Here is an 18765-nt window from a genome sequence, read left to right as displayed (position 1 = left end):
TATTATAGGAGGGAAATGGCCAGCCCCAAGTCCAAAAATCTTTCCCTATCCAAAAGTGAACTGCCGCCCGGGCGGCGCGACGGCTCGAATGCCAAGCCGCGACCGCGGCCGGCGCGGCTCCGTTCGCTCTACAGCGCCGCCGAGGTGCATGAGATCTTCCGGCGGTTTTCGGTGCAGCGGCCCGAGCCGAAGGGCGAGCTCGAGCACGTCAACGCCTTCACGCTGCTGGTGGCCGTGGTGCTGTCGGCGCAGGCGACCGATGCCGGCGTCAACAAGGCGACGCGGGCGTTGTTCAAGGTCGCCGACACACCTGAAAAGATGCTGGCGCTGGGCGGAGCCAGGGTCGGCGAGTACATCCGCACCATCGGACTCTGGCGCAACAAGGCCAAGAATGTCGTGGCGCTCTCGGAGGCGCTGATACGCGATTACGGCGGCGAGGTGCCCAGCGAGCGCGATGAGTTGGTCAAGCTGCCGGGGGTCGGGCGCAAGACCGCCAATGTCGTGCTCAACATGGCGTTCGGCCAGCACACGATGGCGGTCGACACCCATATTTTCCGCATCGGCAACCGCCTCGGCCTGGCGCCAGGCAAGACGCCGGAGCAGGTCGAGCAAGGGCTGCTGCGGATCATTCCGGATGAGTATATGCGCCACGCGCATCACTGGCTGATCCTGCATGGCCGCTATGTCTGCAAGGCGCGCAAACCCGATTGCCCGGCCTGCGTCATCGCCGATCTCTGCAAGGCCGAAGTGAAGACGACCGATGTGCCGGCGCCGCTGGTGGAAATCGCGGCGCCCGGCGTCCCGACAACTAGCTTTCCTCCACGAACACCTCTTCGCGCTTCTTCTTGACCGACGGCAGGAAGACGACGACGAGCACGGCCAGTGCGACGAGCAGCAGGCCGGCGCTGATCGGCCGCGTCACGAAGGTCGAGGGGTCGCCGCGCGACAGGATCATGGCGCGGCGCAGGTTTTCCTCGAGCAGCGGGCCAAGCACGAAGCCGAGCAGCAGGGGTGCGGGTTCGCAGCGCAGCTTGGTCAGGATGTAGCCGAGCAGGCCGAAGAATGCGACCGCGTAGAGATCGAAGGCGTTGGTGTTGACGCTGTAAACGCCGATCGAGCAGAACGCCATGATGATCGGGAAGAGCACATAATAGGGGATCGTCAGCAGCTTCACCCACAGCCCGATCAGCGGCAGGTTCAGCACGATCAGCATCAGATTGCCGATCCACATCGAGGCGATGATGCCCCAGAACAGCGCCGGCTGCTCGATCGCGACATTGGGGCCGGGCACGATGCCCTGGATGATCATGGCGCCGATCATCAGCGCCATGACCGGATTGGCCGGAATGCCCAGCGTCAGCATCGGAATGAAGGAGGTCTGGGCGCCGGCATTGTTGGCCGATTCCGGGCCGGCGACGCCGGCGATGGCGCCCTTGCCGAACTCCTCCGGGTGTTTCGACACGCGCTTTTCGACCGTGTAGGAGGCAAAGGCCGCAAGCACCGCGCCGCCGCCGGGCAGGATGCCGAGCGCCGAACCGATGATCGTGCCGCGCACGATGGGCGCGGCCATCGCCTTGAAGTCGTCGCGGGTCGGCATCAGGCCGGAGACCTTTTTGATCATCACCGAGCGCTCGTGCTCGTTTTCGAGATTGCGCAGGATCTCGGCAACGCCGAAGACGCCGACCGCCACCGCGACGAAGTTCAGCCCGTCGGCATATTCGCGGATGCCGAGCGTGAAGCGCGGCGTGCCGGTGTAGATGTCGGTGCCGACAATGCCGAGCAGCAGGCCGAGCACGACCATCGCCAGCGCCTTGACGATCGAGCCGTGGGCGAGCGCGATGGACGAGACGAGGCCGACGATCATCAGCGAAAAATATTCGGCCGCGCCGAATTGCAGGGCTATTGCCGTCAGCGGCGGGGCAAAGACGGCGACGAGAAAGGTCGACACCGTGCCGGCGCAGAACGAGCCGATCGCGGCGATCGCCAGAGCCGCCCCGGCGCGACCGTTCCTGGCCATCTGGTAGCCGTCGATGGCGGTCACGGCCGAGGAGGATTCGCCGGGCATGTTGATGAGAATGGCGGTGGTCGAACCGCCATACTGGGCGCCGTAGTAGATGCCGGCCAGCATGATGAGGGACGAAACCGGGTCGCCGATCTGAAAGGTGATCGGCAGCAGCATGGCGATGGTTGCGGTGGCGCCGATGCCGGGCAGGACGCCGATCAGCGTGCCGAGCAGAACGCCGATGAGGCAAAAACCCAGATTGGCCGGCGTGGTGGCCGTCGAAAAGCCGAGTTCGAGGTTCCTGAGGAGGTCCATCTCAGCGCCTCACAATGCCAGCCATTGGGGCAACCAGGGGCCGAAGCGCTGGAATGGCAGCCCGAGCGCGTAGCTGAAGACCAGCACCGAAAACAGCGTCAGGCCGGCCGACAGCAGAAGTGCCGTCAGCGGCTTCATGCGGGCGCTGGCAAAAGAGGCGATCAGCGCCGTCAGGAAGATCGACGGGACGAAGCCGAGGCCGCGCACGGTCATGCCGAAAAAGATCGGCGCCGGCAGGATGAAGAGCATGCCGCGCCAGGCAATGGGGCCGATCGGCTCGCCCTCGACGCGCACCGCCTGGACGAGGATGATGGCGCCGAGCACGATCAGCACGATCGCAAGCACCAGCGGGAAATAGCCCGGTCCCATGCGGAAGGCGGTGCCGATTTCGAGGCCGAGCGATTGTATCGCGAAAAAGGCGCCGAAAAGATGAACAGCGCGGCGCACAGGCCGTTTGTCCTGTCGATGGCGAAAGGTTTCATGGCGGTCCTCCCCTGACCTTGCGACGGGCTGCCGTTGCAAATGTGAAACGGATGTCAAAGCGAAAACGGGCGCCGGCAGCGCCCCGTTCAAGCCTCAGTCGGCGTATTGGCCGGCGGCTTCGATGATCGGCTTCCAGCGCGTGATCTCGCCTTCCAGCTTGGCCTTCAGCGCTGCCGGCGTCGCGTCGGACTCGGACGACGGCTTGGTGCCGAGTTCGGCAAAGCGGGCGATGACGTTGGGGTCCTTCAGCGCGACCTGGAGCGATTTCGACAGTCGGCCGGTGATCTCGGCCGGCGTGCCCTTCGGCGCATAGAGGCCGTGCCAGATGCCGACCTGCACCGCGGGCAGGCCGGCTTCGATGGTCGTCGGCACGTCCTTCAGCACGTCGAGGCGCTCCGGCGTGGTGACGGCATAGGCCTTGATCGTGCCGCCCTGGATCTGCTTGGTGGTGTTGGTGGTCTGGTCGCACATAATGTCGACCTGGCCGCCGAGAAGGTCGGTCATGGCCGGACCGGTGCCCTTGTAGGGCACGGTGACCAGCGGCGTGCCGATGGCGCTCATGAACAGCATGCCGCACAGATGCGAGGCAGCGCCGATGCCGGCATTGGCGACGGTGATGGTGTCCTTGTTGGTCTTGGCGTATTCGACCAGCCCTTTCAGGTCGGCCGGCTCCAGGTCCTTGCGGGCGACGATCGCCATCGGCACCTCGGTGACGAGGCCGACATACTCGAAGGCGTTCAGCGTGTCGTAGGCGAGTTTTCTGTAGAGGGTCGCGCTGGTCGCCATGCCGATGTGATGGAGGAGCAGCGTGTAGCCATCCGGGTCGGCGTTGGCGACGCGGCCGGCGCCCAGCGTGCCGCCGGCGCCGCCGACATTTTCGACGATGATCTGCTGGCCGAGATCCTTCGACATGGCTTCGGCGACGAGCCGGGTAACCGTGTCGGTCGGACCGCCGGCCGCAAACGGCACGACGACGGTGATGGTGCGCTCGGGATAGGTCTGTGCGCTGGCGGTGAACGAATAAAGCGTGACGGCCGCGACGGCGGCCAGGGCGGCTACAATTTTCCTCATCGTAATTCTCCTCCCAGGATATCAATCTCCGATCGCTGTGCAGGTCAGGCAGCGAGGGTGCAACAAAGGCAAGCTAACAGATTGTCGCCTGACGCAAACTGCAAAATACAGTCGTGCGCAACCATGGCGATCAGTGGGGAGTATGCCCGGAGGAGATGGGTTTGGTGTTGGCGTTGCTTCAATAACCGTAGCCGCGCGCCATCGCCGCCGCGAAGATCGGGATCAGCAGGAAGATGAAGGCTTCGGCGCGCACATAGGTCTTCACCGAGGCGAGTTCCGCCACCGGCACCTGAAAGCCGGGATTTGCACTGGCCTGCCGGTTCCAGGAGATGAAGCGGATGGTCGGGATGATCGACAGCAGGCCAACGATGCCGAATGCCGCCATCTTGGCCCAGAACACCCAGTTGTAGACGTAGAATTCCCAGCCCTTCAGGCCGTAGATGACGCGGCAGATGCCGATGATGATGATCAGCATGGCGATGATGCCATAATGGCGGTCGATGCCGGCAAGCCGCTTGAGCGTGGCGGCGGAGAGGTCGCCGCGGATCAGGACAAATTCGGCGCCGACGATGCCGGCCAGCGAGAACACCAGCAGATGATGGAAAATGGCAAGCACGAGATCGGTGGTGTCCATGGCGTTCTCCTCCCATTGGCGGTATCGAGACCGGCCCTTGCCGGACCGGTTGCGAAAGGTAGCATCGTTCGGCAGAATTCCCAGAGGCGGACCTGGGTTGGACCATCGGCGTCGCCATCCTGACAGCTGGGGTTTTCTGAAATGACCGGACTGAAGCGCGCCCTGAACCCGATGCCGGACGACATCCGCATCGCCCTGACCGAAAAAGGACTGACAGCGGCCTACGAGGCGCGGCCGGACTACCAGAAGAACGATTATCTCGGCTGGGTCGCCCGCGCCAAACGCAGCGACACCAGGCAGAAGCGGCTCGACCAGATGCTGGACGAATTGCGGCGCGGTGGGCTCTACATGAAGATGGTCTGGCACGGCTGAAAGTAAGCCGACGCTGTTCGCTTCGACCGCCTGGTCGCGCCAGGCCGTTCGGAAGCTTCCCTGGCTGAATGATGATCCGGCTTGGCCCTTGTCCGGGCGCGCTGGTTTGCTAAGCGCTGACCGTCAACGGAGGCAGAGTTTCATGGGCAGTCCAAAAACAGCCGGCGTCCCGGTTCTCGAAACGGAACGGACCATCATGCGGGCGCACCGGATCGAAGATTTCGACGACTATGCTGTCATGTGGGCCGACCCCGTCACCACCCGTTTCATCGGCGGCAAGCCGCGGACGCGGGAGGAAAGCTGGATGCGGTTCCTGCGGCATGCCGGCCTGTGGTCGCTGCTCGGCTACGGCTTCTGGGCGGTCGAGGACAAGGCCAGCGGTCGCTTCATCGGCGAGGCCGGATTCCACGATCTGAAGCGCGACATCGAGCCGTCGCTCGAGGGCATTCCGGAAGCCGGCTGGGCGCTGGCGCCGCAAGCGCATGGCAAGGGTCTTGCCAGCGAAGTCGTCAGAAGGGCCCTGGCCTGGGGCGACGAAACCTTTGCCGGCGCGAGAACCGTCTGCATCATCGATCCGGAAAACACCGGTTCGTTGAACGTTGCGGCAAAGTGCGGCTACACCAAGGTCCTGGAAACCACCTATCACGACGGGCTGACGATCCTGCTCGAACGGCGGGTGTGAAGCGCTTCATCGACGCAATTTCCACGTTCTGCTAGGGTTGGCTATTCTAATCTAGCTACGCAATTCCTGTGGGAAAACCGCTCACACTTTTCCTGGAATTGCTCTTTGGGGGAGCCGACCATGCGTGCGATCAATGCGATATTTCTGAAGCTTTTCTGGGCGGGGCTGCTGCTCCTGGCGGCCGTGCAACTGGCGGGCGCCGATGCGACGGTGCCGACCGCCGACATCGAGGGCGGTGCCGACAATCATCTGGCCAAGCGCTACGAGGGGTCGTTCATCGTCTCCTACGAAAAATTCGCCTATACCGATTTTACAGTGCCGCTGTCGCCGCTGAAGCCGAGCGCCGATCCGGATGCCCGTGACACGATGAACAACCGTGTGTTCGCGCCGGACAAGAAGGCTGAGGTCGAAGGCGCGCTGACCCGCATCGCCTATGTGCTGCCGGCCGAGCGCTCCCCGCTCGAAGTGCTGCGCAACTACCAGGATGTGATCGCGGCCGCCGGCGGCGAAGTCCTGTTCGAATGCAAGAAGGAAGAGTGCGGCGGCGCCGCCGACCGGTCGTCGAGCGGTGGCGGCGGCGACATGAGCCTGATGATGTATTTCTTCCATGAAAGCGACGTCAAGGACGCGGCCTTTTCCAATGGCGCCTGTGCGGTAACCACCGGTATCAACGACCAGCGCTTCTTCGCTGCCAAGGTGCCGCAGGATGGCGGCGACGCCTATGTCACTGTTCAGGCCTATTCGCTGATCGACGACCTCTACTGCAAGGAACTCAACGGCCGCACCATCGCCGTCGTTCAGGTGCTGGAGCCCAAGGCGCGCGACAAGAAGATGGTGGTGGTCGAAGCGGCCAAGATGGCGGATTCGCTGTCGGCCACCGGCTCCATCTCGCTCTACGGCATCTTATTCGACACCGACAAGGCCGACATCAAGCCGGAATCGGAACCGACGCTGAAGGAGATCTCGACGCTTCTGACCAACGAGCCCGGTATGGCGGTGATCGTCGTCGGTCATACCGACAACCAGGGCGCCTTCGACTACAATATCGATCTGTCGTCGCGGCGGGCGCAGTCGGTGAAGGCGGCGCTGGTCTCGAAATACGGCATCGATGGCGGCCGGCTGACCGCCGCCGGCGCCGGCATGATGGCGCCCGTCGCCAGCAATGACGGCGAAACCGGCCGCGCCAAGAACCGCCGTGTGGTGCTGGTCAAGGCGAACTGAGGCCGATCACGGTTTCAGCGCCGGCTAGGCGCGCTGCCTGCTCCAGCATCGAGGCATCCTCGCCGAAGGCGCGGGTGGCGCGAGCGGCGGCCTCCAGCAGGTCCGGTGTCATGCGGCGCAGGAACGCCGTGTCGACGCGTGTCGACGGGCCGGCGAGCGTCAAGGCGCCGAGCAGAACGCGGCCCGGTCCGAACACCGGCACCGAGACGCCCGCCGTCTCAGGGTCGCGGTCGCCGATCGACAGATAGTGGCAGGCGTTGCGGATGGTCTCGTATGGTTCGCCCGGCTGGCCTGAAAACGCTGCCAGCACGCGGCCGCCAGAGCCGGTGAGCAACGGCAGCAGGTCGCCTTCCCGGATCGTGTAGCGGATCGGGTGCTTGGATTCGACGCGGTAGAGACAGGTGCGGGCGTCGCCCGAGCGGACATAGAACGCCACGCTTTCCCAGCTGCGTTCGGCAAGATCGCGCATGATCGGCAGCAAGATGTCGACCGCCACGACCGAGCGCTGGTAAAGCGCGCCAAGCCGGAAGGTGGCGGGTCCGATGCGGTAGCGGCCATCGTCGAGCCGCTCCAGCAACTGCCCACGCAGCAATGAGTTCGCTAGCCTCAAAATGGTGCTTTTGTAGAGCCCGGTGCGCGCCGCGATCTCGGCCAGGCTGAGCGAGCGGTCGGCGGTCGCGAACGCGTCGAGAATGGCGATCGCGCGGTCGAGCGCCGCAACACCATCGGCCGGCAACGGCTGGGATCGCGCTTCGGTCATCTCACGAACAGTTTCATTCCAGTTTACCTGCTCGGACAAAGGCCGGCCGAAGCGATTGTGCCGCACATCCATGGTTCTGTCTAGTAGAACAGCGTTCCTGTTGACAGAACGTACCGAAATCGGCATGAATTTTTGCCGAGCGGGTCTGTTTTCAGGCTACGTTTCTGGCAGGCACCGGAGGAGGTGTCGTGATTTGGAGGAATCCCATGCTGAACAGACGCAGATTTTTGATGAGCACCGCGGCCGCAGGCGCTGCCGGATTCGTTGCAACGCATTTGACGCCCGCCCTCGCTCAGGATGCACCGCAGATCCAGATCTTCGTGCCGGCCGCGCCCGGCGGCGGCTGGGACCAGACGGGGCGCACCATCGACCAGGTGCTGCGCAGTGAAAAACTGATCTCCGGCTCGCAGATCACCAATGTCGGCGGCGCCGGCGGCACGGTCGGCCTGCCGCAGTTCATCAGCCAATGGAAGGGCAAGGGCAATTCGCTGATGGTGGCCGGCATGGTCATGGTCGGCGCCATCATCGCCAACAAATCGGCCAACAACCTCTCCGAAGTGACGCCCATCGCTCGCCTCACCGGCGAGTTCGAGGCGCTGGTGGTGCCGGCGGATTCGCCGTTCAAGACGGCCGGCGATTTCGTCGCCGCGCTCAAAGCGGATCCGACCAAGGTTCCGGTGGCCGGCGGCTCGGCCGGTGGCTCCGACCACATCCTGTTCGGGCTGATCGCCAAGACGGTCGGCGTTCCGGCAACCAACCTCTCCTATGTGCCTTTCGCCGGCGGCGGCGAGGCGCTGTCGGCGCTGCTCGGCAACCAGGTGGCGGCCGGCATTTCCGGCTTCGGCGAGTTCTCCGAGCAGGTCAAGGCGGGCGCGCTTCGGCTGTTGGCGATCTCCGCCGACAAGCGCCAGGACGGCATCGACGCACCGACGATGAAGGAAGCCGGCATTGACGTCGAACTGTTCAACTGGCGCGGCGTATTCGCACCGCCAGGCGTCTCCGACGCCGACAAGGCGGCGATGGTCACGATGATCGAGACCATGGCCAAGAGCGATGCCTGGGCAGCCGAATGCAAGAACCGCAACTGGACCCCCATCCTTCTGACCGGCGACGATTATGCGAAATTCCTCGTCGACGACACCGCCCGCATCACCGCGATCCTCAAGGATCTCGGCCTCGCCTGATGTCTTCACCTGATGTCTTCAGGGGCGGCCACGGCCGCCCCTTCCGACATTAGCCTGCGGCATGGACATATCATGCGCTGGGAGTGAAACTGCGGATGCGGCCGGCGGGAGGATGCCGGCCATCTCGGGAGGACATCGATGAGCACCAGCGACCAGCAGCCGGCGCCCCCGCGCCTTGCCATGCCCGAATTGTTGATCGGCATCGGGCTTCTCGCCTGTGCCGCGGCCGTGGCGTGGCAGACCCTGGCCATCCCGGTTTCGCCGCTCTATTCCAAGGTCGGGCCGACCGTCTTCCCCTACATCACCATGACAGGCATGATCGTGCTTTCGCTGCTGCTCATCGTCGCCGCGCTGCGCGGCGGCTGGCAGCCGCAGGAGGAAAAGGAAACGCCGACCGACTGGAAGGCCATGGGCATCGTCGTTGCCGGCCTGGTCGCCAATCTGGTGCTGATCCAGCCGCTCGGCTTCACCGCCGCCTCGGTCATCATGTTCGTGCTCGTCTGTTATGGCTTCGGCAGCAAGCACACGCTGCGCGATGCGCTGACCGGCCTGATCCTGGCGCTTGCCGCCTATTTCGGCTTTGCCAGGGCGCTCGGCGTCAACATTGGCGCCGGCTTCATCGAAAACCAGCTGAACACGGTGATCGACGCGATCATCGCCACTGCGAGGGGCTGACGCCATGGAGACGCTCGGCCATCTCGCCCACGGATTCTCCGTCGCTTTCTCGCCGATGAACCTGCTGTGGTGCCTGGTCGGCACCACGCTCGGCACGGCCATCGGCGTGCTGCCCGGCCTCGGGCCGGCGCTGACCATCGCGCTGCTGCTGCCGATCACCTACCAGGTGGCGCCGGAGGCGTCCTTCATCCTGTTTGCTGGCATCTATTACGGCGCCATGTATGGCGGCTCGACGACCTCGATCCTGCTCAACACGCCGGGCGAAAGCGCCACCATCGTCACCGCGCTGGAAGGCAACAGGATGGCCCGCTCGGGTCGCGGCGGCGCGGCACTGGCGACCTCGGCGATCGGCTCCTTCGTCGCCGGCACCATCGGCACGATGGGCGTCGCCTTCCTGGCCCCGGTGGTGGTGAAGTTCGCGCTCGCCTTCGGGCCGGCCGAATATTTCTCGCTGATGGTGCTTGCCTTCATCACGGTGTCGGCGGTGCTCGGCTCGTCCTCCGTGCGCGGCCTCACCAGCCTGTTCATCGGTTTCGTCATCGGCATGATTGGCGTCGACCTGCAGACGGGACAGCCGCGCTTCACCTTCGGCATGAACGAACTGCTCGATGGCGTCGATGTCATCATTGCCGCGGTCGGCCTGTTTGCCGTCGGCGAGACGCTCTACATGGCCTCGCGCCGCTATGCCGGCAAGGACGAGATCGTGCCGCTCAAGGGCTCGCTCTACATGACCGCGGCCGAATGGGGGCGCTCGTGGAAGCCATGGCTGCGCGGCGCTTTCATCGGCTTCCCGATCGGCGCCATGCCTGCCGGAGGCGCCGAGATCCCGACCTTCCTGTCCTACGCCATCGAAAAGAAGCTGTCGAAGCACAAGGAGGAGTTCGGCACGGTCGGCGCCATCGAGGGCGTTGCCGGACCGGAAGCCGCCAACAATGCGTCTGCCGCCGGCGTGCTGGTGCCGATGCTCACCCTTGGCCTGCCGACCTCGGCGACCGCCGCAATCATGCTGTCGGCCTTCCAGAGCTACGGCATCAATCCGGGACCGCTGCTGTTGACGACGCAGGCCGATCTGGTCTGGGGCCTGATCGCCAGCCTGTTCATCGCCAACGTCATCCTGGTCGTCCTCAACCTGCCGCTGATCGGGCTGTGGGTACGGCTGTTGAAAATCCCGGCGCCGCAGCTCTATGCCGGCATCCTGGTGTTCGCCACCGTCGGCACCTACGGCATCTCGCAATCGCCGATCGACCTCGTCATCCTCTATCTCCTGGGGGCCGCCGGCTTCCTGATGCGGCGCTTCGATTTCCCGACCGCGCCGGTCATCATCGGCATGATCCTGGGGCCGCTTGCCGAAACGCAGTTCCGCCGGGCGATGACGATCTCGAACGGCGACTGGTCGGTGTTCTACACCCACAAGCTGTCGCTGGTGCTGCTGATCCTTGCCTTCATCGGGCTCGCCGGTCCGCATATCTGGGCCTTCATCGAGCATCGGCGCCGGCGCGGACCCGAGCATGTGCCGGGCGATGCCTGAGCGACCTGGAGCATCATGACCGATCTGCTTGCCGGCATCCGCATTCTCGACCTGACCAATGTGCTGGCGGGCCCTTATTGTGCCTACCAGCTGGCGCTGCTCGGCGCCGATGTCATCAAGGTCGAGACGCCGCAAGGCGGCGATCTGGCGCGCCAGCTCGGCGCCTCGCCGGCGCTCAACGAGGCGGGGATGGGCGCGTCGTTCCTGGCGCAGAATGCCGGCAAGCGATCGGTGGTGCTGGATCTCAAAAGCGAAGCCGACCGCGAACGCTTCCTCGATCTCGTCGCCTCCGCCGATGCGCTGGTCGAGAACTTTCGACCGGGCGTGATGGGGCGGCTGGGGCTTGGCTATGAGGCGCTGAAAGCGGTTCGTCCGGGTCTCGTCTATTGCGCCATATCGGGGTTCGGCCAGACCGGGCCGATGCGCGACAATCCGGCCTACGACCAGATCATCCAGGGGCTGTCCGGCATCATGAGCATCACCGGCACGCCGGAGACCGCACCCTTGCGGGTCGGCTATCCCGTCGCCGACACGCTGGGCGGGCTGGTCGGGGCCTTCGCCATCGCCGCGGCGCTGGTCAAGCAGAAGACCTCGGGCGAGGGCGCGTTTCTCGATGTCTCGATGCTCGAATGCACGCTGTCGGCGCTGGGCTGGCCGGTGTCCAACTATCTGACCGCCGGTGTCGAGCCGCAGCCGATGGGCAATGAGAACATGACGGCTGCGCCCTCCGGCGCGTTTCGCACCGGCGACGGCCTGCTCAACATCGCCGCCAACAAGCAGGAGCAGTTCGTCACGCTTTGCCGGCTGATCGGCCAGCCGGAACTGGCCGACGATCCGCGCTTTGCCGAGCGCGAGACGCGCAAGCAGAACCGTGCCTCCTTGAAAGGGCTGATCGAGACAGCGCTTGCGAGCGCCTCGGCGGCTGCCTGGGAAGAAAAGTTCAACCGCGCCGGCGTGCCGGCGGGCCGGGTGCTGACGATCCCCCAAGTGCTTGGCGAGCGCCAGGTGGTCGAGCGCGACATGACCACGCGTTTCCAGGGCCTGCCCGGCATGGAGCAGCCGCTGACTGTGGTGCGCGGCGGCTTCATGGTCGATGGCGCGGCACCCTTGCCGGTCCTGCCGCCGCCTGTGCTGGGCGAGCATATGGACGAGGTTTTTTCCACCCTGCCGCCGCGCGCCAGGAGAAGCGCGTGAGCGAGAGAAAAACCGGCCGCGAACGCGGCGAGGAATGGTGGCAGACCGGCATCATCGAGATGAGCCCCGGCATCATCCGGCTGCGCGGCTATGAAATCCAGGAACTGATCGGCCGCGTCAGCTTTCCGGCCACGATCTGGCTGATGCTGCGCGGCGAATTGCCGAGCGAGGAGCAGGCGGCGCTGCTCGGCATTGCGCTGGGGGCGGCCGTCGACCACGGGCCGCAGGCGCCGTCGATCGCCATTGCCCGCATGGCCATCACCTGCGGAGTCGGCATCAACAGCGCCATGGCGTCCGCCGTCAACGTGCTGGGCGACGTGCATGGCGGCGCCGGCGAACAGGCGCTGTCCTTCTATGGCGACATTGCCGTGGCACTTGACCAGGGTGTTGCGCTGGACCAAGCCGTAGCCGCACGGCTCGACCGTTTCTTCGCCGAGGAAAAAGGCTATGTGCCGGGCTTCGGCCATCGCTTCCACCCGGTCGATCCGCGCGCGCCGCGCCTGATCGCAGTGACGCGCGAATTTGCCGCGCGCGGCGTCGTCAGCGGACGCTTTGCCGACATCGCCGAGGCCGTCGAGGCGGAGGTCGCGCGCCGCAAGGGGAAGAAAATACCGCTCAACATCGACGGCGCCACCGCCGTCATCTATGGCGAGCTCGGCTTTCCGCCGCCGTTGACGCGCGGCCTGTTCGTGCTCTCGCGCTCGGTCGGCATCCTGGCGCATGCATGGGAACAGTCGCAGCAAAGCGAGCGCAACAAAGGGCCGCTGCCGCGCGAATGGCTGTGGGCCTATACGGGCACGCCGCTGCGGCCATTTCCAGGGGACCAGGGTCCCGCTGAAGGGGACGAGGGCAAGTGAGGTTGGTCAGGTCGGGTCTGGCACCGCAGGCTGAGGCGGCGCCAGGTTGGCCATCAGCGTCGAGAGATCCGGCTCATCGATGAGCAACGCCGCGTCCTGCGGCTTGAGCCAGGCCCGCTGGCGGCTCTTGGCCTCCTGCCAGTTGGCCAGTTCCTCGGAAACCTCCAACAGATACACGACGACGTCGACGCGCACAAAATTGTGCTCCAGCCGTTTCCAGTAGGAATAGCTGCCGGCAGGCGCCTTGCGGGTCTTGCCGAGCACGCCGGCTTCTTCGCGCGCCTCGATGGTGGCGGCCTTGCGCCCGCTCTTGCCTTTCATCGGCCAGCCCTTGGGCACGATGAACCGCTTCGTCGCTCGCGACGTCACCAGCATCACTTCGAAATTGCCTGAAACGTCCAGACGAAAGGGAATGGCGGCGACCTGGCGAATGCGTTCGCCTCGCCTTGCCTTGCGTACCGCCTTTTTCTTCGTCGTCGCCATGTGCTGAAAATCCGGTCGGCGGGCGCACCGCCGCACGCCGCCTGCAAACCCTGATATGCCCGCGAGGCAATGAGCATTTTTAGTAAATAAGTCGACTAAGTAAATCGCAAGCGACCGATATCAACGGCAAACACGCACAATCTGGTTGTTGACGATCTGAATCGGACAAGCTTGCCCGACGACGGGCACTTCGGGGCGCGGCTGCGGCACGATCCGACGGTCCTGCTCGCGATATTGCTGCTGCTGTTGCTGGAACTGCTGCCGCTGCAGGCTGTTGCGCAATTGCTGCAGCTGGTTCTGCTGGATCAGCCGGTTGGCGCTGGGATTGACGGACTGAGCCGCAGCAGATTGCATGATGCCGGCGAGCGTTGCCGCCGCCAGCATTGCCGACATGAGAACTGTCGATAGGCGAAGCGTCGACATCAGTTCATTCCCGTACAGATATAACCTCCTCTCTATATAGGGCGTTCGTCTCGATCTGCCATGGGCCGGTCTGCCATGGGCCGATCTGCCACGGGTTGGCGAAATCCCTGAGGAAGCGGCCCGGCCGCACTTGACAGAAAAGATCGATTGACCGCTCTATCGGGCGCGGATCTCGGCCTCAATCGCGGCTGACTCGAGGCACAATCGGGAGCATATTGATGAAAAGCAGGCAAGTATATTTCGCGGCGCTACTGGGCAGCATCTGTATTCTTGGCCCGGTGGCAGTCGCGGCGCAAACCAAGACCGACAAGGCGGCGCCTGCCGCCGCAGCGCCCGCCCCTGCTGCCGGCCCGACATTGCCTGGCGGCGCCTCGGCGCTGTCCGAGACACATGGCGACTGGACGGTCAATTGCCAGGTAACCGGCACGGCCAAGGTTTGCAGCCTGTCGCATCAGCAGTTCAACAAGCAGTCCAACCAGCGCCTGCTGGCCATCGAGCTGTCGAGCAAGAGCGGCGAGGATGCCGCCGGAACGCTGGCGCTGCCGTTCGGCCTGGCGCTCGCCAAAGGCGTCAGCCTGACCATCGACGACCAGAAGCTGGAAGGCAGCCTGCCGTTCAACACCTGCCAGGCCGTCGGCTGCCTGGTGCCGGTGGCGTTCGATGCCAGCGTCACGCCGCTGCTCAAGGCAGCCACCACGCTGAAGATCGACGCCTTCGCGGCCGACACCGGTCAAGCGGTGAGTTTCACCATCCCGCTCAACGGCTTCGGCGGCGCACTGGCACGGACCGCGGAACTCTCGGCGGACTGAGCAGCGAGCGCGCGGCTACTCAACCTCGCGCAGCCGGTACCCCACGCCGGTCTCGGTGGTGATGTAGCGCGGCTGGTCGGGCGACTTTTCGATCTTCTGCCGGAGCTGGCGGACATAGACCCTGAGATACTGCACGTCGGTCGAATCGCCCCACACCTGCTTCAGAAGGAAATGGTGGGTCAGCACCTTGCCGGCATGCTGCACCATAATACGCAATATGTCGTACTCCTTGGGGGAGAGCTTTATCTCCTTGCCTTCGACCTTGACGATGCGCTTGACCAGGTCGACGCTGAGATCGCCGGTGTGGAACACCGGCTTTTCGCCCTGCTGCTGGAATTTGTGGCGCAGCGCGACGCGGATGCGGGCGACCAGCTCGTTCATGCCGAACGGCTTGGTGATGTAGTCGTCAGCGCCGAGTTCGAGCGCCGCGACGATGCCGGCTTCGTCGGTGCGGCTGGACAGGATGACCACGGGCACGTCGAGGCCGTCGCCGCGCCATTTCCGCAGGAGATCGAGGCCACCCATGCCGGGCAGGCCGAGGTCGAGCAGGATCAGATCCGGCTTTTGTGCATCGACGAGTTCGATCGCAGCGTTGGCGTTGGGCGCTTCGCTGACCGCATAGCCCTGGCTGCCGAGGCCGACGCGCAGCAGTTTGCGGATCGGCGGCTCGTCGTCGACGACCAGTATGCTGACGTTGGAATTTGTCATGCCGGATCACCAGAGTTTTGCCCGTCCGCGTTCCGTTCGTCCAGGCCGGGCGATCGTGCCGGCTTCGGCATGCGGATGGTGAAGACCGCGCCTTGGCGATCGCTGCGGTTCGCCGCCATGATCGTGCCGCCCATCGCCTCGATGAAGCCCCGGCAGATCGACAGGCCGAGCCCGGTGCCGGCCTGGACCTGATCGCGCTTGCGCACCCGGTAAAAGCTGTCGAAGACGCGCTCCAGGTCGGCGGGCGGAATGCCCGGTCCCTCATCCATGATCTGCAGCGCGACGGAGCCATTGTCGGCCCAGCCCTGCAGCCGGATTGTCGATCCCTGTGGCGCGTATTTCGCGGCATTGTCGAGCAGATTGAACAGCATTTGTTCGAACAGCACGGGATCAAGCTTCAGCATCGGCAGGTCGGCCGGAATATCAACCTCGGTCTTGTGCCCGGCAGTGATCTTGCGTGCCCGCTGCAAGGCCGAGCCAACGACATCGCCGACATAGTGCAGGGCGAAATTCGGTTCCATGGCGCCCGATTCAATCTTGGTCATGTCGAGCAGATTGGCGATGAAGCGGTTCAGCCGTTCGGACTCGTCGAGCACGGTGGTCAGCAGCTCGGCCCGATCGTTCTCGGGCAGTGCCGGCGCAAATTCCCTGAGCGTGCCGGCCGCGCCCATGATGGCCGCCAGCGGCGTCTTCAGATCATGCGAGATCGACGTCAGCAGTGCCGAGCGCAAGCGGTCGGCCTCGGCCGCCAGCCTGGCGCGGTCGACATCGGCGACCAGCTGGATGCGCTCGATGGCAACCGCCGCCTGGTCGGCCAGCGCGTCGAGCAGGCGCTGTTGCTCGGGCGTCAGCAGCGGGCCTTGCTTGTCATTGTCGAGGCCGACGACGCCGACGGCCGTGCGTGCGGTGCGCAAGGGGAGGTAGAGGCGTTTTGCCCCGGGCAGGGTATCGGCGCCACGGCCGGCAGCCCGGTTGTGTTCCCAAGCCCAGCGTGCAGCCGCGATGTCGGCCTCGGCCAGCGTGTCATCGGGGGATAACCGGCCTTGACGGTGATCGTGCCTTCTTCCGGCAAAAGCAGCACCACGCGCAGCTTCAGCATCGAGGCGATCTGGAAGGCTGTGGCCCACAAAACGTCGTCGAGCGTGCCGGCGCCGGCGAGCTTCTTTGAAAAGAGGTAGATGTCCTCGGTGGCCCGGGCGCGTGAACGGGCGGCGGCTGCCTGACGCTGCACACGCGCCGTCAGATTGCTGGCGATGACGGCAACGACGAGGAAGACGGCGAAGGCAACGATGCTCTCCGGATCGCGGATCGTCATCGTGTAGCGCGGCTCGAGAAAGAAGAAGTTGAAGGCAATGGCGCTGAGGAAACAGGCGTACAGCGCCGGCCACAGGCCAAAGGTCACTGCCGATGTCAGCACCGCCAGCAGCAGCACGCTGGCAAGGTTGCGAACGTCGAGGAACTGATCGAGGACGGCGCTGACGGCAAGCGCGCCGGCGACATAGACGGTCGAGAAAAGATAAGGCCAGATTTGAAATGGCGTCTGCTCGGCCGCCGCCTTGACCCTCGACGTGGCCTCGTTGTCGCGCTCCGTTCCTGAAATGACATGGACGCTGATATCGCCGGCATTGCGGATCAGATCGTAGGTGAGCGAGCCCTCGATCAGTTCGCGCCAGCGCGAGCGGGTCGGCCTGCCGACGACGATATGGGTGAAATTGTTCACTGTGGCGTGGCGGACGATGTCCTGGGCGACGTTCTGGCCCGGAATGGTCGTCACCTCGGCGCCGAGCTGCTCGGCCAGGCGCAAGAGCGTGGCCAGCCGGTCCTTGTCTTCCTCCGACATGCCGGCCGAACGCGGCGTGTCGACATGCAGCGCCGTCCACGGTGCGCGCAGCCGGTCGGCCAGCCGGCGCGCATAGCGGACACGAGACGCTCCGCCCGGACGCGCATCGACGCAGACGAGCACCCTTTCGCCCGCCGCCCAGGGGCCGGGAATGGCGTGCGACTGCATGTGGTTGAGCAACTGCTCGTCGACGCGCTGGGCGGTGCGGCGCAGCGCCAATTCCCGAAGCGCGGTCAGATTGCCCGGCGAGAAATAGTTTTCGACTGCGCGCTGGGCAGTGTTGGGGAAATAGACCTTGCCCTCTTTCAGCCGCTTGATCAGGTCGTCGGGCGTGAGGTCGATGATCTCGATGTCGTCGGCCTGGTCGATGATGGAGTCCGGGACCGTTTCGCGCACCCTGACGCGGGTGATCTGTGCCACGACGTCATTCAGGCTCTCGACATGCTGGATATTGAGCGTGGTGTAGACGTCGATGCCGCGCGCAAGGATTTCCTGGACGTCGAGATAGCGCTTGGGGTGGCGGCTGCCGGGTGCGTTGGTGTGGGCGAGTTCGTCGACGAGCACCAGCGCCGGCCGGCGGGCGAGGATGGCGTCGATGTCCATCTCATTCAGCACGCGGTCCTTGTAGTCGACCTTCTGGCGCGGGATGACCTCGTAGCCGTCGACCAGCGCCAGTGTTTCCTTGCGGCCGTGGGTCTCGACGACGCCGATCACTACGTCGACGCCGTCGGCCAACCTGGCGCGGCCGGCCATCAGCATTTCATAGGTCTTGCCGACGCCGGGGGCCGCGCCGAGAAATATCCGCAGACGGCCGCGCTCTTCCCGTTCCGCATGCTCGAGCAGCGCGTCCGGAGAGGGTCTGGTATAGTTGCTTCTGGCGTCCGGCATCAGGCTCGATCATGAACGGCGCCGAGGATCGTGTCGATCCCCGGCCCCTGGCTTCAGAGATTGTCTCTCACTGCTTGGTATCGTCCAGTGCCAGGTTGAGCGCCAGCACATTGACGACCGGCTCGCCGAGGAAGCCGAGTTCGCGGCCTTCGACATGGCTGTCGACAAGCGCCTTGACCTTGGCTTCGTCGAAGCCCCTGGCCTTGGCCACCCGAGCGACCTGGAAATAGGCGGCGTCCGGGCTGATAGCGGGGTCGAGGCCGCTGCCGGACGTCGTCACCAGATCCATCGGCACCGGCTGGTTCGGGTTCTCCGCCTTCAGCTTTGCAACGTCGCCCTTGATGCGGTCGATCAGCTTGGGGTTGGTTGGACCGAGATTGGAGCCGCTGGACGCTGCGGCGTTGTATCCGTCGCCGGCAGCCGAGGGGCGGCCATGGAAATACTTGTCGTCGGCAAAGCCCTGGCCGATCAGTTCGGAGCCGATGACCGTGCCGTTTTTCTCGATCAAGCTGCCATTGGCCTGGTGCGGAAACAGCGCCTGGGCGATGCCGGTCATGCCCAGGGGATAGATCAGGCCGGTCAAAACGGTGAAAAAGACGATCATGATAACAGCGGGTCTTATCTGAGTGAGCATGG

General features: G+C 64.7%; 18 protein-coding genes and 2 pseudogenes. 10 read left to right on the top strand and 10 right to left on the bottom strand.

All coding sequences use genetic code 11. The annotated features are described in order from the left end of the window. The first annotated feature begins 15 nt into the window (after positions 1-15). Complete coding sequence (nth, locus tag NLY44_RS17625; protein WP_023683078.1) at positions 16-849, top strand: endonuclease III; 834 nt, start codon at positions 16-18, stop codon at positions 847-849. Here the strand turns inward: nth and NLY44_RS17620 are convergent. The 4 genes and pseudogenes from NLY44_RS17620 to NLY44_RS17605 all read right to left on the bottom strand — a co-directional run bounded on the left by NLY44_RS17620 (position 809) and on the right by NLY44_RS17605 (position 4505). Then, positions 809-2317, bottom strand: coding sequence for a tripartite tricarboxylate transporter permease (locus NLY44_RS17620; protein WP_023804623.1), 1509 nt, complete (start codon positions 2315-2317; stop codon positions 809-811). The genes nth and NLY44_RS17620 overlap by 41 nt on opposite strands. A gap of 9 nt (positions 2318-2326) precedes the next feature. Further along, positions 2327-2799, bottom strand: a pseudogene (locus NLY44_RS17615) (tripartite tricarboxylate transporter TctB family protein). 94 nt (positions 2800-2893) lie between these two features. Beyond that, positions 2894-3871 (bottom strand): tripartite tricarboxylate transporter substrate-binding protein, encoded by a 978-nt coding sequence (locus NLY44_RS17610; RefSeq protein ID WP_023686557.1) that lies wholly within the window; start codon positions 3869-3871, stop codon positions 2894-2896. 178 nt (positions 3872-4049) lie between these two features. Next, positions 4050-4505 carry a DUF2214 family protein gene (locus NLY44_RS17605; RefSeq protein ID WP_023686556.1) on the bottom strand — a complete coding sequence of 152 codons (456 nt, stop codon included), beginning with the start codon at positions 4503-4505 and terminating at the stop codon, positions 4050-4052. Positions 4506-4646: 141 nt separating this feature from the next. Here NLY44_RS17605 and NLY44_RS17600 point away from each other — a divergent pair, with 141 nt between their 5' ends. The 3 genes from NLY44_RS17600 (at position 4647) to NLY44_RS17590 (ending at position 6780) form a co-directional block, all read left to right on the top strand. Then, positions 4647-4877, top strand: coding sequence for a YdeI/OmpD-associated family protein (locus tag NLY44_RS17600; protein WP_023683083.1), 231 nt, complete (start codon positions 4647-4649; stop codon positions 4875-4877). 142 nt (positions 4878-5019) lie between these two features. Next, a complete protein-coding gene (locus tag NLY44_RS17595) occupies positions 5020-5559 on the top strand; it encodes a GNAT family N-acetyltransferase (RefSeq protein WP_023686555.1) in 540 nt (179 codons plus the stop codon). A gap of 120 nt (positions 5560-5679) precedes the next feature. Further along, positions 5680-6780 (top strand): OmpA family protein, encoded by a 1101-nt coding sequence (locus NLY44_RS17590; protein ID WP_023686554.1) that lies wholly within the window; start codon positions 5680-5682, stop codon positions 6778-6780. On the opposite strand, the gene NLY44_RS17585 is transcribed toward NLY44_RS17590, so the two are convergent. Further along, positions 6767-7540, bottom strand: coding sequence for an IclR family transcriptional regulator (locus NLY44_RS17585; protein WP_023686553.1), 774 nt, complete (start codon positions 7538-7540; stop codon positions 6767-6769). The genes NLY44_RS17590 and NLY44_RS17585 overlap by 14 nt on opposite strands. A 206-nt stretch (positions 7541-7746) precedes the next feature. On the opposite strand from NLY44_RS17585, the gene NLY44_RS17580 reads away from it, so the two are divergent. From NLY44_RS17580 to NLY44_RS17560, 5 genes are all read left to right on the top strand, one after another. Further along, positions 7747-8724, top strand: a complete 978-nt coding sequence (locus tag NLY44_RS17580) for a Bug family tripartite tricarboxylate transporter substrate binding protein (protein ID WP_023686552.1) — start codon at positions 7747-7749, stop codon at positions 8722-8724. A gap of 138 nt (positions 8725-8862) precedes the next feature. Then, positions 8863-9399 (top strand): tripartite tricarboxylate transporter TctB family protein, encoded by a 537-nt coding sequence (locus NLY44_RS17575; RefSeq protein WP_023683087.1) that lies wholly within the window; start codon positions 8863-8865, stop codon positions 9397-9399. A 4-nt stretch (positions 9400-9403) separates the two neighbouring features. Beyond that, positions 9404-10927, top strand: coding sequence for a tripartite tricarboxylate transporter permease (locus tag NLY44_RS17570; RefSeq protein ID WP_023686551.1), 1524 nt, complete (start codon positions 9404-9406; stop codon positions 10925-10927). Positions 10928-10942: 15 nt separating this feature from the next. Next, positions 10943-12121, top strand: coding sequence for a CaiB/BaiF CoA transferase family protein (locus NLY44_RS17565; protein ID WP_031201319.1), 1179 nt, complete (start codon positions 10943-10945; stop codon positions 12119-12121). After that, positions 12118-12978 (top strand): citryl-CoA lyase, encoded by an 861-nt coding sequence (locus NLY44_RS17560; protein WP_032905047.1) that lies wholly within the window; start codon positions 12118-12120, stop codon positions 12976-12978. The genes NLY44_RS17565 and NLY44_RS17560 overlap by 4 nt, the downstream gene beginning before the upstream one ends. 6 nt (positions 12979-12984) lie before the next feature. Here NLY44_RS17560 and NLY44_RS17555 read toward each other — a convergent pair whose 3' ends face one another. After that, entirely contained in the window at positions 12985-13461 is a 477-nt protein-coding gene (locus NLY44_RS17555) for an NUDIX hydrolase (RefSeq protein ID WP_023699129.1), read from the bottom strand. Between the two features lie 120 nt (positions 13462-13581). Then, positions 13582-13854: a hypothetical protein gene (locus NLY44_RS17550; protein ID WP_156940970.1), complete on the bottom strand. Its 273-nt coding sequence runs from the start codon at positions 13852-13854 to the stop codon at positions 13582-13584. A gap of 248 nt (positions 13855-14102) precedes the next feature. On the opposite strand from NLY44_RS17550, the gene NLY44_RS17545 reads away from it, so the two are divergent. Then, a complete protein-coding gene (locus NLY44_RS17545; protein ID WP_023669715.1) occupies positions 14103-14693 on the top strand; it encodes an invasion associated locus B family protein in 591 nt (196 codons plus the stop codon). A 15-nt stretch (positions 14694-14708) separates the two neighbouring features. On the opposite strand, the gene NLY44_RS17540 is transcribed toward NLY44_RS17545, so the two are convergent. The 3 genes and pseudogenes from NLY44_RS17540 to kdpC form a co-directional block, all read right to left on the bottom strand. Continuing rightward, the gene (locus NLY44_RS17540; RefSeq protein ID WP_023669714.1) at positions 14709-15401 is read right to left on the bottom strand and encodes a response regulator transcription factor; all 693 of its coding nucleotides are present in this window, start codon (positions 15399-15401) and stop codon (positions 14709-14711) included. After that, a pseudogene (locus NLY44_RS17535) lies at positions 15398-18129 on the bottom strand (DUF4118 domain-containing protein). Before NLY44_RS17535 ends, NLY44_RS17540 begins: the two are co-directional and overlap by 4 nt. Positions 18130-18196: 67 nt before the next feature. Next, complete coding sequence (gene kdpC, locus NLY44_RS17530; protein WP_023744101.1) at positions 18197-18763, bottom strand: potassium-transporting ATPase subunit KdpC; 567 nt, start codon at positions 18761-18763, stop codon at positions 18197-18199. Positions 18764-18765 lie beyond the last annotated feature (2 nt).

The sequence above is a fragment of the Mesorhizobium sp. C089B genome (assembly GCF_030323125.1).
Taxonomy (GTDB): Bacteria; Pseudomonadota; Alphaproteobacteria; order Rhizobiales; family Rhizobiaceae; genus Mesorhizobium.
This window is presented reverse-complemented; position numbering and strand designations above follow the sequence as displayed.

Bases quoted from the DNA above. Each gene is read 5' to 3' on its own strand.
- nth (WP_023683078.1), top strand. From the start codon at position 16: ATGGCCAGCCCCAAGTCCAAAAATCTTTCCCTATCCAAAAGTGAACTG.
- NLY44_RS17620 (WP_023804623.1), bottom strand. From the start codon at position 2,317: ATGGACCTCCTCAGGAACCTCGAACTCGGCTTTTCGACGGCCACCACG.
- NLY44_RS17610 (WP_023686557.1), bottom strand. From the start codon at position 3,871: ATGAGGAAAATTGTAGCCGCCCTGGCCGCCGTCGCGGCCGTCACGCTT.
- NLY44_RS17605 (WP_023686556.1), bottom strand. From the start codon at position 4,505: ATGGACACCACCGATCTCGTGCTTGCCATTTTCCATCATCTGCTGGTG.
- NLY44_RS17600 (WP_023683083.1), top strand. From the start codon at position 4,647: ATGACCGGACTGAAGCGCGCCCTGAACCCGATGCCGGACGACATCCGC.
- NLY44_RS17595 (WP_023686555.1), top strand. From the start codon at position 5,020: ATGGGCAGTCCAAAAACAGCCGGCGTCCCGGTTCTCGAAACGGAACGG.
- NLY44_RS17590 (WP_023686554.1), top strand. From the start codon at position 5,680: ATGCGTGCGATCAATGCGATATTTCTGAAGCTTTTCTGGGCGGGGCTG.
- NLY44_RS17585 (WP_023686553.1), bottom strand. From the start codon at position 7,540: ATGACCGAAGCGCGATCCCAGCCGTTGCCGGCCGATGGTGTTGCGGCG.
- NLY44_RS17580 (WP_023686552.1), top strand. From the start codon at position 7,747: ATGCTGAACAGACGCAGATTTTTGATGAGCACCGCGGCCGCAGGCGCT.
- NLY44_RS17575 (WP_023683087.1), top strand. From the start codon at position 8,863: ATGAGCACCAGCGACCAGCAGCCGGCGCCCCCGCGCCTTGCCATGCCC.
- NLY44_RS17570 (WP_023686551.1), top strand. From the start codon at position 9,404: ATGGAGACGCTCGGCCATCTCGCCCACGGATTCTCCGTCGCTTTCTCG.
- NLY44_RS17565 (WP_031201319.1), top strand. From the start codon at position 10,943: ATGACCGATCTGCTTGCCGGCATCCGCATTCTCGACCTGACCAATGTG.
- NLY44_RS17555 (WP_023699129.1), bottom strand. From the start codon at position 13,461: ATGGCGACGACGAAGAAAAAGGCGGTACGCAAGGCAAGGCGAGGCGAA.
- NLY44_RS17550 (WP_156940970.1), bottom strand. From the start codon at position 13,854: ATGTCGGCAATGCTGGCGGCGGCAACGCTCGCCGGCATCATGCAATCT.
- NLY44_RS17545 (WP_023669715.1), top strand. From the start codon at position 14,103: ATGAAAAGCAGGCAAGTATATTTCGCGGCGCTACTGGGCAGCATCTGT.
- NLY44_RS17540 (WP_023669714.1), bottom strand. From the start codon at position 15,401: ATGACAAATTCCAACGTCAGCATACTGGTCGTCGACGACGAGCCGCCG.
- kdpC (WP_023744101.1), bottom strand. From the start codon at position 18,763: ATGCTCACTCAGATAAGACCCGCTGTTATCATGATCGTCTTTTTCACC.